The sequence below is a fragment of the Sporosarcina sp. Marseille-Q4063 genome (genome assembly GCF_018309085.1).
In the GTDB taxonomy this organism is placed as follows: Bacteria; Bacillota; Bacilli; order Bacillales_A; family Planococcaceae; genus Sporosarcina.
In genome coordinates this window covers 2,615,564-2,628,106 of record NZ_CP070502.1, presented here as the reverse complement: position 1 = coordinate 2,628,106, position 12,543 = coordinate 2,615,564, and the positions used below count along the sequence as shown (strand labels likewise).

General features: G+C 41.4%; 14 protein-coding genes. 7 read left to right on the top strand and 7 right to left on the bottom strand.

Going from position 1 to position 12,543, the window contains the following annotated elements; all coding sequences use genetic code 11:
- Nucleotides 1-295: 295 nt before the first annotated feature.
- Complete coding sequence (locus tag JSQ81_RS13680) at nucleotides 296-517, top strand: DUF2187 family protein (protein ID WP_210470670.1); 222 nt, start codon at nucleotides 296-298, stop codon at nucleotides 515-517.
- A 42-nt stretch (nucleotides 518-559) separates the two neighbouring features.
- Here the strand turns inward: JSQ81_RS13680 and JSQ81_RS13675 are convergent, their stop codons facing one another.
- Nucleotides 560-1,540: a YeiH family protein gene (locus JSQ81_RS13675; protein WP_212604576.1), complete on the bottom strand. Its 981-nt coding sequence runs from the start codon at nucleotides 1,538-1,540 to the stop codon at nucleotides 560-562.
- A gap of 112 nt (nucleotides 1,541-1,652) precedes the next feature.
- Here JSQ81_RS13675 and JSQ81_RS13670 point away from each other — a divergent pair, with 112 nt between their 5' ends.
- The 4 genes from JSQ81_RS13670 (at nucleotide 1,653) to JSQ81_RS13655 (ending at nucleotide 5,494) form a co-directional block, all read left to right on the top strand.
- Entirely contained in the window at nucleotides 1,653-2,534 is an 882-nt protein-coding gene (locus JSQ81_RS13670) for a LysR substrate-binding domain-containing protein (protein WP_212604575.1), read from the top strand.
- A gap of 68 nt (nucleotides 2,535-2,602) precedes the next feature.
- A complete protein-coding gene (locus JSQ81_RS13665) occupies nucleotides 2,603-3,265 on the top strand; it encodes a lysoplasmalogenase (protein ID WP_212604574.1) in 663 nt (220 codons plus the stop codon).
- Between the two features lie 39 nt (nucleotides 3,266-3,304).
- A complete protein-coding gene (gene pepT, locus JSQ81_RS13660; RefSeq protein WP_212604573.1) occupies nucleotides 3,305-4,531 on the top strand; it encodes a peptidase T in 1,227 nt (408 codons plus the stop codon).
- A gap of 12 nt (nucleotides 4,532-4,543) precedes the next feature.
- On the top strand, nucleotides 4,544-5,494 hold the full coding sequence (locus JSQ81_RS13655; RefSeq protein ID WP_212604572.1) for a DMT family transporter: 951 nt from the start codon (nucleotides 4,544-4,546) through the stop codon (nucleotides 5,492-5,494).
- A gap of 197 nt (nucleotides 5,495-5,691) precedes the next feature.
- On the opposite strand, the gene JSQ81_RS13650 is transcribed toward JSQ81_RS13655, so the two are convergent.
- From JSQ81_RS13650 to JSQ81_RS13635, 4 genes are all read right to left on the bottom strand, one after another.
- Nucleotides 5,692-6,801, bottom strand: coding sequence for an ABC transporter substrate-binding protein (locus tag JSQ81_RS13650; protein ID WP_212604571.1), 1,110 nt, complete (start codon nucleotides 6,799-6,801; stop codon nucleotides 5,692-5,694).
- Nucleotides 6,802-6,814: 13 nt separating this feature from the next.
- Nucleotides 6,815-7,600 (bottom strand): ABC transporter ATP-binding protein, encoded by a 786-nt coding sequence (locus JSQ81_RS13645; protein WP_212604570.1) that lies wholly within the window; start codon nucleotides 7,598-7,600, stop codon nucleotides 6,815-6,817.
- A gap of 4 nt (nucleotides 7,601-7,604) precedes the next feature.
- Nucleotides 7,605-8,333, bottom strand: a complete 729-nt coding sequence (locus JSQ81_RS13640; RefSeq protein ID WP_371812547.1) for an ABC transporter permease — start codon at nucleotides 8,331-8,333, stop codon at nucleotides 7,605-7,607.
- A 209-nt stretch (nucleotides 8,334-8,542) separates the two neighbouring features.
- Nucleotides 8,543-9,811 (bottom strand): acetyl-CoA hydrolase/transferase family protein, encoded by a 1,269-nt coding sequence (locus tag JSQ81_RS13635; protein WP_212604568.1) that lies wholly within the window; start codon nucleotides 9,809-9,811, stop codon nucleotides 8,543-8,545.
- Between the two features lie 118 nt (nucleotides 9,812-9,929).
- Here JSQ81_RS13635 and JSQ81_RS13630 point away from each other — a divergent pair, with 118 nt between their 5' ends.
- Nucleotides 9,930-10,643 (top strand): hypothetical protein, encoded by a 714-nt coding sequence (locus JSQ81_RS13630; protein ID WP_212604567.1) that lies wholly within the window; start codon nucleotides 9,930-9,932, stop codon nucleotides 10,641-10,643.
- Here JSQ81_RS13630 and JSQ81_RS13625 read toward each other — a convergent pair.
- Nucleotides 10,640-10,918, bottom strand: a complete 279-nt coding sequence (locus JSQ81_RS13625) for a hypothetical protein (RefSeq protein WP_212604566.1) — start codon at nucleotides 10,916-10,918, stop codon at nucleotides 10,640-10,642. The genes JSQ81_RS13630 and JSQ81_RS13625 overlap by 4 nt on opposite strands.
- A gap of 75 nt (nucleotides 10,919-10,993) precedes the next feature.
- Here JSQ81_RS13625 and JSQ81_RS13620 point away from each other — a divergent pair, with 75 nt between their 5' ends.
- Nucleotides 10,994-11,317 carry a CHY zinc finger protein gene (locus JSQ81_RS13620; RefSeq protein WP_212607670.1) on the top strand — a complete coding sequence of 108 codons (324 nt, stop codon included), beginning with the start codon at nucleotides 10,994-10,996 and terminating at the stop codon, nucleotides 11,315-11,317.
- A 31-nt stretch (nucleotides 11,318-11,348) separates the two neighbouring features.
- Here the strand turns inward: JSQ81_RS13620 and JSQ81_RS13615 are convergent, their stop codons facing one another.
- Nucleotides 11,349-12,428, bottom strand: a complete 1,080-nt coding sequence (locus JSQ81_RS13615) for an AI-2E family transporter (RefSeq protein ID WP_212604565.1) — start codon at nucleotides 12,426-12,428, stop codon at nucleotides 11,349-11,351.
- Nucleotides 12,429-12,543 lie beyond the last annotated feature (115 nt).

Genomic DNA, 12,543 nt, shown 5'->3' with positions numbered 1-12,543 from the left:
TTACGTTAATCATTAGGTTTGCCATCGGCTGTTAGCATCAGGAATACCAATATTCATAACATAATAAGCCTACCCCCCTCTCATTAATTCATCATAAGCAGTCCCTGGTTGTTTAACCCTACGTCAAAAGAAGGCTCGTATAAGAAACCTGCAAAGTTCGTCCAAATATGGTATACTAGTAGTAGACATTCTTCGTCTAATCGTTTACCGTTTTTTCAACTTTCGATGCTTAGGGCATTGCCTAAGCTTTTTTTAATAGTGTCGAAGATAATCAGTATCAATAGGAGGGGTTCATATGGCTTTTCCACGTAAGGAAAGACCAGTATCGGACTTTGTAGCAGCGCGCAAGGTCGATGAAGAGATTTCATTTGTTCGGAATGATTATAAGGTTTACGGGACTATTTACAAGATCCTTGAAAACTCTGTTATCGTACAAATATCTAATGAAGATGCAGATTTAATCGGTGCGGCCTCAAATCTTACTGTCGTTTCACACAAAAACTATTCTGTTGATTGATTTATATAAGAAGACATCGCTAAATTCTAGCGATGTCTTTTTTTATTGAATATAAAAATATAATGTTACAACTAGAATAAGCGAACCAACTAACCCCGCAATGAAAGGTTTTATTCCCGCTTGGCGGAAAGCATCGAACTTAACGTTTAACCCTAAGCCGGCCATTGCCATCGCCATCAAAACGTATGCAAGTGTGACTAACTTAGAAGCAATTACTTCTGGGATTATGCCCGTTGAATATAATGCGCTCGTTGCTAGAAAACCAAAAATAAACCATGGTATCGGCAGCTTTTTGAAGTTAAACTTTTCGTTCTCAACTCGATTTTTTCTAGCCATCCAAATTCCCACGCCACTAGCAACGAATACAAGAAGCATTACACGGGTCAATTTCACGACAAGTGCCAAATCTAATGCTGATTTCCCGCCAACATCCCCCGCCGCGACAACATGTGCGATCTCATGCAAAGTCCCACCTGCAAACATTCCGTATGCTTCACTTGAAAGTCCTAATACTGGATAAAAAACAGAATAGGCCACCGTGAAAATCGTGCCCAAAACAGCAATAACCACAACACTAACAGCAGTTTCTTCAGGCTTTGCTTTCATTTGAGAGGAAATTGCCACTATTGCTGCAGCTCCGCAAATTCCTGTTCCGCATGCAGTTAAAAAACCAACTGTGTAGTCGGTGCGGATTAGTTTTGCTACGCCATAGACGGCTACTATCCCTACGATGACACTACAGACAGCTAATAATAATGCCGGCCAACCCGCTTCAGCAATATCACTTAAATTTAGACGCATTCCAAGTAAAATTATTCCGATTCTCAATAACATTTTCGATGAAAAAGTTATTCCTTTCTCCCAAGTCGCCTGCACTGGTAGAAATGTATTCCACAGAATTCCTATTAATATCGCTAAGACTAGAGGACCTATTAGCGATAAGTATGGTAATGAAGAGACGAGCTTCGCAATGATCGCGATGAAAAATGTTAAGCCAATTCCTTTCCAGATTTCTTTTTTCATGTCGTTTCCTCCTTTACTGCAATTATAATGTCACCGCATTTATCAGTAAAATGAATATTTATGATAAAATCAATTATAAATACTGATGCATAAATGGAGGGTGAGTTAAGTCATGCATTTAGAAGAGTTGAAAACATTTATCGCTGTGGTTGATTCACGCAACTTTACAAAAGCCGGTAGCGTGCTAAACATTTCGCAACCCACTGTTAGTCTTCACATTAAGAATCTTGAAGATGAATTGAATGTAGCATTGCTTGTCCGGTCCAATAAAAGTTTTCATATTACAGAAGCCGGACGATTATTGTATGAACGCGCAAAGCAGTTGCTCCAACTGGCTTCACAAACGAAAGAAGAAATACAATGGCAACAAAAAGAAGTGAGTGGAATTTTGCGTATTGCCGCCAGCTATACAATTGGCGAGTCCATTTTACCAGATGTTTTGCATCGTCTATTCCAAAAGTATCCAGACCTTCAATTTGAGGTATCCATCGAAAATACCGAGGATGTTGAAGCCGCTGTGCGGGAATTGCGTTGCGATATTGGTTGCATTGAAGGAAGTATTGAAGCGAAAGAACTGTTGATACAACCATTTATGGAGGACAAGCTCATTCTAGTCGCAAACCATACTCACCCGCTCGGGAAAACAGCGAAACTTGATGTTAAAGATTTGCAGTCAGCGCACTGGATTATGCGGGAAAAAGGATCCGGGACAAGGGAGTACACCAATTACATTTTGAATTCAATCGGACAAATTAAACCCCCGCGTACAATTATTGGCTCCAATGAAGGCGTGAAAAAATTAGTGCTTTGCGGGCTCGGAATTGCCGCCGTTTCTATTCATACTGTGAGAAAAGAGATTGACTCCGGCGAACTTGTTCCATTAAATTTTGATATCAAATTGCCAAAGCGTACGTTTTCAACGCTGCATTCACCACTAGCTGATGATAAAAGACATATTGCTGTTTTTTTAGATGAATTACAAGGTTTTTACTGAACTGTCTATTTTTGCAGGATTTTCGCTCCCTTTCATTGAAGGTTACATTTATGAAAGGGGGTTACAAAATGACTCGTCCACTGCTTGTTCCCGTGATTGCAGTAATGGGGATTATTTATATTTTTTTCATTCCTTCCGAACCGGTTGGTTTTAAAATTTTCATGAAATTAATTCCTATGGCACTCATCATTTTATTCGCGATTGGAACTAGATCCTTCCTTCCCCGTACGTATAAACGAATTATTATCGCAGGCCTTTTCGTCAGCATGATTGCGGATGGTGTTATTTACTGGTTCCTCGCGGGTCTTATTACATTTTTTATTGCTCACCTATTTTACATTTTTGCATTCCGCCAAGTTCTGCGCGGGGCCATACCTAAATGGGCAGCAACTCTTCTTCTTTTATATGGTGCTGGGATGGCTTTTTGGATAGCTGGTTCGCAATTTCGTATTGGCGAGCATTTTCTTGGTATCGCGATTCTAGCTTATATATCTATAATTCTTCTGATGGGATGGACGGCAATCCGAACTCGCCTTCCGTTGGCAATTATCGGTGCTTTATTTTTTATGTTTTCTGATTCGGTTCTCGCAATAGATCGGTTCGTCTATGAAATTCCATACCGTGATGCGTTTGTCATGATTACATACTATGCGGCGCAAGTTTTCATCGCGGCTAGCGTTGGAAGTCGCACCGTCAAATATTCCGTAAATCAAAAAAATCTGATAAGATAGAATGATTATTAGGAACTTATTTTAGGAGGAATTTTTATTATGAAAGAAAAGTTAATTGAACGGCTCGTACGCTATGCGAAAATCGATACTCAGTCTGATTTTAACAGTACGGAATGTCCAACAACACCCGGTCAATGGGATTTGCTGCATGTTTTACAAAAGGAACTTGAGGAAATCAGAATGGACGAAATCACGCTTGATGACAACGGCTATTTGTTTGCGACGCTTCCGTCGAATACTGACCGCGATGTTCCAGTCATCGGATTTCTTGCGCATGTTGACACGGCCACCGATTATACGGGGAAAAATGTTAAGCCGCAGCGGATTGATGATTATGACGGTAAGGATGTACAGTTGAATGAAGATACTATTATGGCTGTTAACGATTTTCCGGAGCTGACAAATTATATTGGCCATACGTTGATTACGACGGACGGCACTACCCTTCTCGGCGCGGACAACAAAGCAGGGATTGCTGAAATCGTTACGGCGATGGAGTATTTGATTCAAAATCCGGATATTAAACACGGGAAGCTTCGAATCGCATTCACTCCGGACGAGGAGATTGGGCGCGGTCCACATAAATTCGATGTCGAGAAATTCGGCGCGAAATACGCTTATACGATGGACGGCGGACCGCTTGGCGAACTGCAATATGAAAGTTTCAATGCTGCGGGCGCAAAAGTAACATTCCACGGTACGAGTGTTCACCCGGGTTCTGCGAAAGATAAAATGGCGAATTCGATTTTAATCGCGGGTAAGTTTCAAGTTGCAATGCCAGCGGATGAAATTCCGGAAAAAACGGAGGACTATGAAGGGTTTATCCATCTGATGCAGTTTGACGGGTCAACCGAGGAAACGACGCTCGGATACATCATCCGGTATTTTGACCGCGAAACTTTCGAAGCGAGAAAGCAGCTTATGGTGGAAACCGCTGACAAATTGAAGAAAGAATACGGCGATAACGCTGTCACTCTTGAAATCGAAGATCAGTACTTCAATATGCGTGAAAAAATTGAGCCGGTTATGGAAATCGTTGAAATCATTTCCGATGCGTTCAAAAATCTCGACATCGAACCGAATATTGTTCCGGTTCGCGGCGGCACAGATGGTTCCCAACTTTCCTATATGGGTATGCCGACGCCGAATATTTTCACAGGCGGCGAAAACTATCACGGAAAATACGAATACATCTCTGCAGATAATATGGAGAAAGCAACGAATGTCATTATTGAGGCAGTAAAATTGTTTGAGGAACGTGCATAAGGGGGGAACAATTTGAGGGAAATTTGGATTGGCGTCCTCTCTTCAGTGTTTTTTGCAGTGACATTCATCTTGAATAGATCAATGGAATTGTCGGGAGGAAGCTGGCTTTGGAGTTCTTCTCTTCGTTATTTCTTTATGATTCCATTTTTGATTGCGATTGTTGCTTATCGTAGGGGTTTTACACCGATGAAGAAGGAAATGAAGGAAAATTCCTTTCCTTTCTTCATCTGGAGCGTTGTCGCATTTGTATTTTTTTACGGACCACTTACATACGCAGCTGCATACAGTCCGGGTTGGTTACTCGCAGGGACTTGGCAATTAACGATAGTCGCCGGAGTCTTGCTAGCACCCTTTTTCACATTAATTTTGAATGAAGTGAAAGTCCGTCAGAAAATACCCGTTATTTCATTTGGCATAACATTGATCATTTTAGCGGGTGTTGTTCTGATTCAAATCCCGCATGCGCAAAGTGTTGAAGTCCGAACGCTATTATTCGGTATCATACCGATTTTGGTTGCAGCATTTGCTTATCCGCTTGGCAATCGCAAAATGATGGAACTTCTCGGTGGTCGACTTGATACATTTCAACGGGTTCTTGCCATGACTCTTATGACGGTTCCCGTTTGGATCGGGATTGCAATTTACGCATTTATCACGATTGGCCCCCCTTCTATGAATCAACTTGTTCAATCGTTCATCGTCGGGGTCAGCTCAGGTGTTATCGCCACGACTTTATTTTTCATGGCGACAGACCGAGTTCGAGATGATCAAAGTAAATTGGCAGCGGTCGAAGCGACACAGTCAACGCAACTAATATTTGTCATCCTAGGCGAGATGGCTATCCTTGGTATCGCTCTTCCTGGACCAATTGCCCTTGTTGGCATCGCGGTTATCATTGCTGGAATGGCATTGCATAGTTTTCACTCGGCACTTGCTAAAAAGAAGCAAATACATGCGCTTTAATACGAAAAGGTCAACTCATTTAGCTGAGTTGACCTTTTTCTAGCTCAATTCGCGGATATCCGACATATAACTTGTTATATCCGACACATAAATGTTTATATCCGACACTTCAACCAGCAAATCCCCCACATAAAAACTTATATCCGACACTCAAACGATTATATCCTCAAAACAAGACTTTTGACCCGCACACCAACTTAATCGCGGTCATATTCCCCAATAATTTCAACAGCTTTCTCAGTAATCGTCGTATCAATTGCTTTATCTAAATCTACATCGCCACGGATTGCATCATTTTCTTTGTAAACATTGAACTGCTTTTCAATGTCGTCGATAAACATTTTACCGTCCGGATCTAGTCCTGTTACATTCACCTTTTCCCATACTGCCGGGTCTTTGAGTGCTGTATGCATTGTCATGATCTCAATGATTTCGTCTTTGTCAATTCCTTTAATAAATGCATCGTTATAGTCTCGGACACCTTTTAAGTAAGCCGCCATAAACCGTAACGAAATATCTTGCTCCTCAGCCATGAATTGCGGGGAACCGAGAACCATCGCAATTTGCGACTCCGGCGCGTAATCTGTCGCATCGCCAAATCGCTCGTGGAATCCATTTTCAACGCCTTGGGTAATGAGTGGCTCAATATTTAACGCGACATCTATCGTCCCTGCATCAATTGCCCCCAACATACTTCCAAAGTCAGCCATTAGTACAAATTCGACGTCATCCTCAGTTAAGCCAGCGTGCTTTAGCATCTCTACGTAGATATACCAGTCAATCGAATAAAGCGATGACACGGCAATTTTCTTACCTTTCATATCCGAGTAATCTTTGATTTCATCGACCATATGATTTCCGATGACAAAAGTAAAATACGATTTTCCGGGGTTATTATGCCCTTTATCCGCAATAATCTTAACGTCAATTCCTTGTGCAATTGCGTTGAAAAATGATGCGGTTGAGACACCCCCCGCGATGTCGACTTCTCCAGCTGCTAATGCAGGAAGCATGTCATCACTGTTGGCGAATTGCGCGAACTCGACCTCGATATTGTAGTCTTCAAAATAACCTTTTTCCTTCGCAATATAGAATCCCGCACCGGATGCGGCACCATCTTCTGCAATGATAACTTTCGTTTTCTTCTCAAGAGGGCTCAAATCTCCTGAAGGATTCTCCGTATTTACTTCATCATCGACGCCTTTTGTCGGATCAACCTTCACCGTCTCTTTTGCTGAACAGGCACTTATGATTAACATTAACAAGAAAAGCGGAATCAACCATCCGCTTTTAATCCATTTCGCCATGCAATCTCTCCTTTTAATCCTCTTCTCGTCTTGACCGTTGAACTTCTTCTTGCAAATGGTGCCAGATTTCAACAAACTGCGCCGCCATGGTTGAATCCTCGCGAATATCCTCGATTCTTCGTGGTCGCGGCATCTTGACATTAATCTCTCGGATGATTTTCCCTGGTTGCGAGCTCATCAAAAGAATTCGATCGCTCAACAGCAATGCCTCGTCGATACTATGCGTGATGAAAAGCACGGTCTTTCCTGTTTCCTCCCAAATAGATAGAAGTTCGGCTTGTAATATAAATTTGTTCTGCTCATCAAGCGCGGCAAATGGTTCATCCATCAGTAGAATTTCAGGATCGTTTGCAAAAGCCCTCGCAATGCTCACCCGCTGTTTCATGCCCCCGGATAACTCTTTCGGATAAAGGGATGAGAATTTGTCGAGTCCTGTTTTTTTCAAATAATAAGCGGTTCGTTCTTTTATGATCTTTTTCGGCATATGACGCATTTTAAGACCGAATGCAACATTTTCTTCTACTGTTAACCATGGAATAATGCCTCTTTCTTGAAAGACCATTGATTGTAGCGGCCGTTCCTCTTTACCCGTCGCAATCGTGAAATCGCCAATACTCGGGTTTTCGAGTCCTGCTAATATCCGCAGCAGCGTCGTTTTTCCGCATCCGCTTGGCCCTACGAGACAAACAAATTCGCCTTCATTGATCGTGAGTGTAATATCATCCAACGCAGTAACGCTACCTTGCTTTTTATAAAATGCTTTTGTTAAATTAGTAACTTCAATTTTTGGTTTACTCATCTGTTCACCTCCATGGCAACATCTTTTTCTGAATTCCCCGAAGCAAGATTGAGAACAGATAGCCAAAAAATGAGATTAGAATGAGCCCCACATACATTTCTTGCAATAAGAATGCTTTATACGATGTCCAGATTAGATAACCTATTCCAGAAGTTGCCCCCATCATTTCGGCTGCCACAATCGTCAAGAGCGCAATCGCCTGCCCCATTTGGATTCCTTCTAACATAACTGGCAGCGCTCCCGGTAATGCAATTTTCATGAAAAAGTTGACCCGACCCGCGCCGTAGTTTTTAGCTACATCTAAATAAATTTTGTCGATATTAATGACACCCGCAACAGTATTAATCACTACTGGGAAAAATACGCTTCCCGCGATTGTTACGACTTTTGATAAATCCCCGATGCCAAAAATAATAATAATGATTGGAAGTAAAGCAAGTGTAGGAATTGGCATGAGCGCCATCACGATTGGCGATACAAAATGCCTGATCGGTGAATAGAGGCCCATTAGTAGTCCGATGATGACACCAGGTATAACGCCTAGTAAAAAACCGGCAAATATCCGATACATCGAAATGCCAATATGACTTGCGATTTCACCACTTGCAATTAAGGAAAAAAATGTACTGACGATGGCAGAGGGTGGCGGGAAAAACCGAATATCAATTAACCCTGTTCTCGACAGAAACTCCCATAATAGTAGTAGAAAAACAGGTGACGCAATCGTCAACATCTGTTTCAATCGATCATTTCTTTGCCTCTTCTTCCATTCACGCTGTTCAATTTCGAACGGACTATAGTGACTTTTTGTGTCTTCCAACGTTCACCACCTCTTCTATAAATATATGTGAACGCCTAAAAATGTGTGTTGGGCGCTTGCCGTCAAAACAACATTTTCGACATAAAAAAAGCACCCTCCAACAGAGGATGCCTCGTATTTTTTTATAAAATTCCGTCTTTCTTTGCATTAAATCGTAACTCTTCTCGAAATTTTGGATGCGCAATATCGATTAGTGCATTGGCGCGTTCTTTGAGAGACTTTCCGTACAATTTCGCAATGCCGTATTCCGTGACGATATTGTCGACAGCATTTTTCGACGTTGTCACGACAGAACCTGGAGTCAGTTGTGTTTTGATCCGCGAAATTGTGTCGTCTTTCGCAGTTGAATACATGCAAATATAGCCTTTTCCATGCTTTGCGAACCGAACGCCTTGTGCAAAATCGGCTTGTCCACCAGTTGATGAATAATAGCGTCCCCCGACTGTTTCAGATGCACATTGACCGTACAGATCGATTTCCGTCGTGGCATTTATTGAAACAATTCGTTCTTCTTTCGCAATTTCTCTAGGATCATTGACAACACTTACTGGCAAAAATTCAACCGCAGTATTTTGATGGACGAAATCATAAAGGCGCTGTGTTCCATAGGCAAAGGTCGCAATAATTTTTCCTTGATGCGTGAATTTCCTTGTGCCATCGACAGCACCTGCTGCAACTAAATCCACAATGCTGTCGGTCAGCATTTCGGTGTGAATTCCAAGATGTCGATGATTTTTAAGCATAGCCATTACCGCATTCGGTACTGAACCGATACCGACTTGAAGTGTGTCGCCGTCTTCAATTTCATTCGTAACAAATTTAGCAATTGCTAAGTCTTTTTCTGTCACTGGCGGTGATTTTTCTTCAGCCAATATCGAATCACTTTCTACAAAACCAACAATTTGACTGATGTGAACTTGGTTCTTACCGAATGTCCGAGGCATATGCTCATTCACTTCTAACATGAATGGAACATGGCCAATGAACTCAGCTACATAATCAGCGCCCGTTCCCAACGAAAAATAACCATGCTCATCCATCGGGGATGCAACAGCCATAACCATGGACATCTTCGTTGTGTTTTTCAAAAGTCGCGGAACATCATGAAAGACGTTCGGAACCAATTCAATATGTCCGTCATAGTACGCTCGCCTTGTCGCCCCGCTCAAAAAATAGGACACATGAGAAAGATAGCCTTTCATTTTCCCTAACATATAATCTCGTTCAGTAAGCGCTAACATTTGATGCACATTGACATTATCTAATTTCAAGTAATTTTCTTCCAATATGTCTAGTAATCTATGGGGTTCTCCATTGCCAATCGGGATGATAATATCTGCCTCTTCGGCAATCAAATCGATAACTTCTTGTTCATTTAATCGTTTTGTCATGAAATCTCACTCCCCTGAGTATTCAGTTCTACCCATAGTATATACCAGACTGAGCGCTCGCTCAACGTCGGAATTCAGTTCTGTTTTAGTTTACACTAGGAAACGATATACTAAATGCATGACAAAACTAACAGCCGATCAAATCAAACAATTGAATATGTATAGCATTTACACAGGAAAACCTGAACGCGGGCTATTTACGCTTGCTGACTTTCTTGGCAATCAAACCGAAGATGCACTCAATGTAGCTCAAGCGATTAGCCGTTGTCCCAATAAAACAGTCACTGCTTCTTATTTCATGCGCCGATTCGGGATGTTTATCGCCATGCAGTTTTATAATTTAGCGATGTATGACGAAGTATGGGATGGCAGTTTTGAACGGCTAACTTTCGGAGCGAAAGAGGAATTTGGAAATTTGACCATCAGCATGTTTGCGAATGCCGAAGATTGGCGAAGCGTGGAAGATGACGAACGCAGCACGGTTATTCAACATATTTTGAAAAACCAATGCGACGCCATCATCCGCCAAACTCGAACCGTAGCTAATATATCTTCGCTAACTTTATGGGAAAGTGTTTTTGGCTTTCTACTCTGGCATTACCATGTTTTATTAGAAAACCCTGGAACAGCCGAAGAAGCGCGCGCAGATTTGAATCTACTCAAAGACGACGCGCTCTGGGAAGGTATTGCGCCGCGCTCTTTATTTGCCGTTTATTTAAATGGGCTTGAGCCGTCTGCACTCTTAAATACAGTCGTTCGCAAAACTTGTTGCTTATCAAAAGATGTCCCGGGACTCATGCAATGCGGATTTTGTCCGCTAATTAAACATTAACTTTCACGGTACGCTCTAAATGAATTCTTCATCGAATAAATGGCACCCATTGCTGCGCCGCCGTAAAAGAAGCCCATAAAAATACCTGCCGATAAGTTCCCTGAATGGCTAATGAAGATGGATATGGCTAATCCAATGACAACTGCAACAGTCGACAACCAACTCGAACGTAATTTAAAGAACACTTTAATTAAAATAATGGCAACAACTATTATAGGAATTGCCCAAAATGCATCCCAAATATTTGTGTGGATCACCGGGAATTCAGTCAACATAGAATCAGTCCTTTTTTATAGAAAAGGTTGCCCCGTATTTACGATTCCATACATCGAGGAGGAATTACATCGCGAATAAAAGGACATCTTATAAAAGGCGCTGTACTTGATGTCGAAACACGCTGCGCACATTATCATTCTGAAATTGATCGGATTGCCATTAAATTTTATTGCTGTCAGACCTATTTCCCTTGTTATGAGTGCCATGAGGACAGTGGCTGCGGAACTCCTAGCGTTTGGCCCAAAGAAAAATTTAACGAGCATGCGATTCTTTGCGGCGCTTGTGGGAATGAGCTGACTGTATCGGAATACTTGAATTGTAAATCAGCGTGTCCAAAATGTGCTGCCGCCTTTAATCCTGGTTGCAATTTGCACCGCCATTTATATTTCCAAACATAAAAATGCATCCCTTAAACAGGAATGCATTTTTTCAAACTGTTTTCGTAGCTGTTTTTTGTATTTCCCGTCTTGCTTCATAAATATTCTTCACAATTGCTTTACCAACAGCGTATGTTGGAATTGCAATGATAATACCGAGGAATCCAGCAATGTTGCCCGCTGCCAAAATAACCGTTATGACAGTTAGTGGATGAATATCGAGCGTTTTCCCCATCACATTCGGCGTAATTAAGTTACTTTCAATTTGTTGGGCAACAATCGTGATGAGTCCGACCCAAATGACTAATGTTGGATCTTGAACGAATGCAATAACAACCGCTGGCGCGACTGCAATCCAAGGACCAATAAAAGGAATCAGGTTCATGAAAAGTCCGAAAATTGCCAGTAATAATGCATACTTCAGCCCAATCGCCCAGTATCCGATGAATAGTAGAATGGCTAAAAGAAAACTAATTAACAATTGTCCTTGAATATAAGAACGTAAAACGTTATCGATATCGGAGAGCGTTTTCTTTACCCACATCTGTTTTTTCCCCGTGAAAAACCCATAAATAAACGGTGCAAACTTTTCGTGATCCTTCAACATAAATATAAAGAAAAATGGCACAAGCACCAATAAGAACATCGCTTGCAGAAATGACTGTATAAATTGGACTATCCATTTTCCAAACTTGACTGCAATCGATTGAATTGATGCCGCTGCACTGTCAATCGATTCTTCTAGATTTTCCGGGAGTTCATGCTTTTGCTTTAACACATAATTTGTCACTTCGTTAATTTCAGCGGTAATCGCTGGCGAGTTTTTAACCAATTCATTCACTTGATGTGTTACAGGCGGACCGATAATCGATGCAAAAATCCATACGACCCCGATAAGTCCTGCAAAAATCGTTAGAATACTAGCCCATCTGGGAAACTTTTTATTCTCAAGAAATCGTTGAATCGGTTCGGTCATATAGTAAAGAACGCCTCCGAGAAGGAGCGGCAGGAAAATCGTCTTACCAATAATAAAAATTGGCGAAAAGATTTCTTTGATTTCTAAAAAGTAACGGATAATAAGAATTGCGAGTAAAATACCAATACCGACTTGAAACCATAACTTCTTTAACACTTCACCAGACAACCCCTTTCTCACAACTATTCATGCGTTTTTTATAAGTATACGCTGTTATACGTATAACGTCGAAGAAAGTTTCAAAATCCTGTCATATTAAAAAAGGACTACC

What these genes read in the sequence shown, in the direction of transcription:
- JSQ81_RS13680 (WP_210470670.1), top strand. Translation starts at nt 296, where the DNA reads ATGGCTTTTCCACGTAAGGAAAGACCAGTATCGGACTTTGTAGCAGCG.
- JSQ81_RS13675 (WP_212604576.1), bottom strand. Translation starts at nt 1,540, where the DNA reads ATGAAAAAAGAAATCTGGAAAGGAATTGGCTTAACATTTTTCATCGCG.
- JSQ81_RS13670 (WP_212604575.1), top strand. Translation starts at nt 1,653, where the DNA reads ATGCATTTAGAAGAGTTGAAAACATTTATCGCTGTGGTTGATTCACGC.
- JSQ81_RS13665 (WP_212604574.1), top strand. Translation starts at nt 2,603, where the DNA reads ATGACTCGTCCACTGCTTGTTCCCGTGATTGCAGTAATGGGGATTATT.
- pepT (WP_212604573.1), top strand. Translation starts at nt 3,305, where the DNA reads ATGAAAGAAAAGTTAATTGAACGGCTCGTACGCTATGCGAAAATCGAT.
- JSQ81_RS13650 (WP_212604571.1), bottom strand. Translation starts at nt 6,801, where the DNA reads ATGGCGAAATGGATTAAAAGCGGATGGTTGATTCCGCTTTTCTTGTTA.
- JSQ81_RS13645 (WP_212604570.1), bottom strand. Translation starts at nt 7,600, where the DNA reads ATGAGTAAACCAAAAATTGAAGTTACTAATTTAACAAAAGCATTTTAT.
- JSQ81_RS13640 (WP_371812547.1), bottom strand. Translation starts at nt 8,333, where the DNA reads ATGTTGACGATTGCGTCACCTGTTTTTCTACTACTATTATGGGAGTTT.
- JSQ81_RS13635 (WP_212604568.1), bottom strand. Translation starts at nt 9,811, where the DNA reads ATGACAAAACGATTAAATGAACAAGAAGTTATCGATTTGATTGCCGAA.
- JSQ81_RS13630 (WP_212604567.1), top strand. Translation starts at nt 9,930, where the DNA reads ATGACAAAACTAACAGCCGATCAAATCAAACAATTGAATATGTATAGC.
- JSQ81_RS13625 (WP_212604566.1), bottom strand. Translation starts at nt 10,918, where the DNA reads ATGTTGACTGAATTCCCGGTGATCCACACAAATATTTGGGATGCATTT.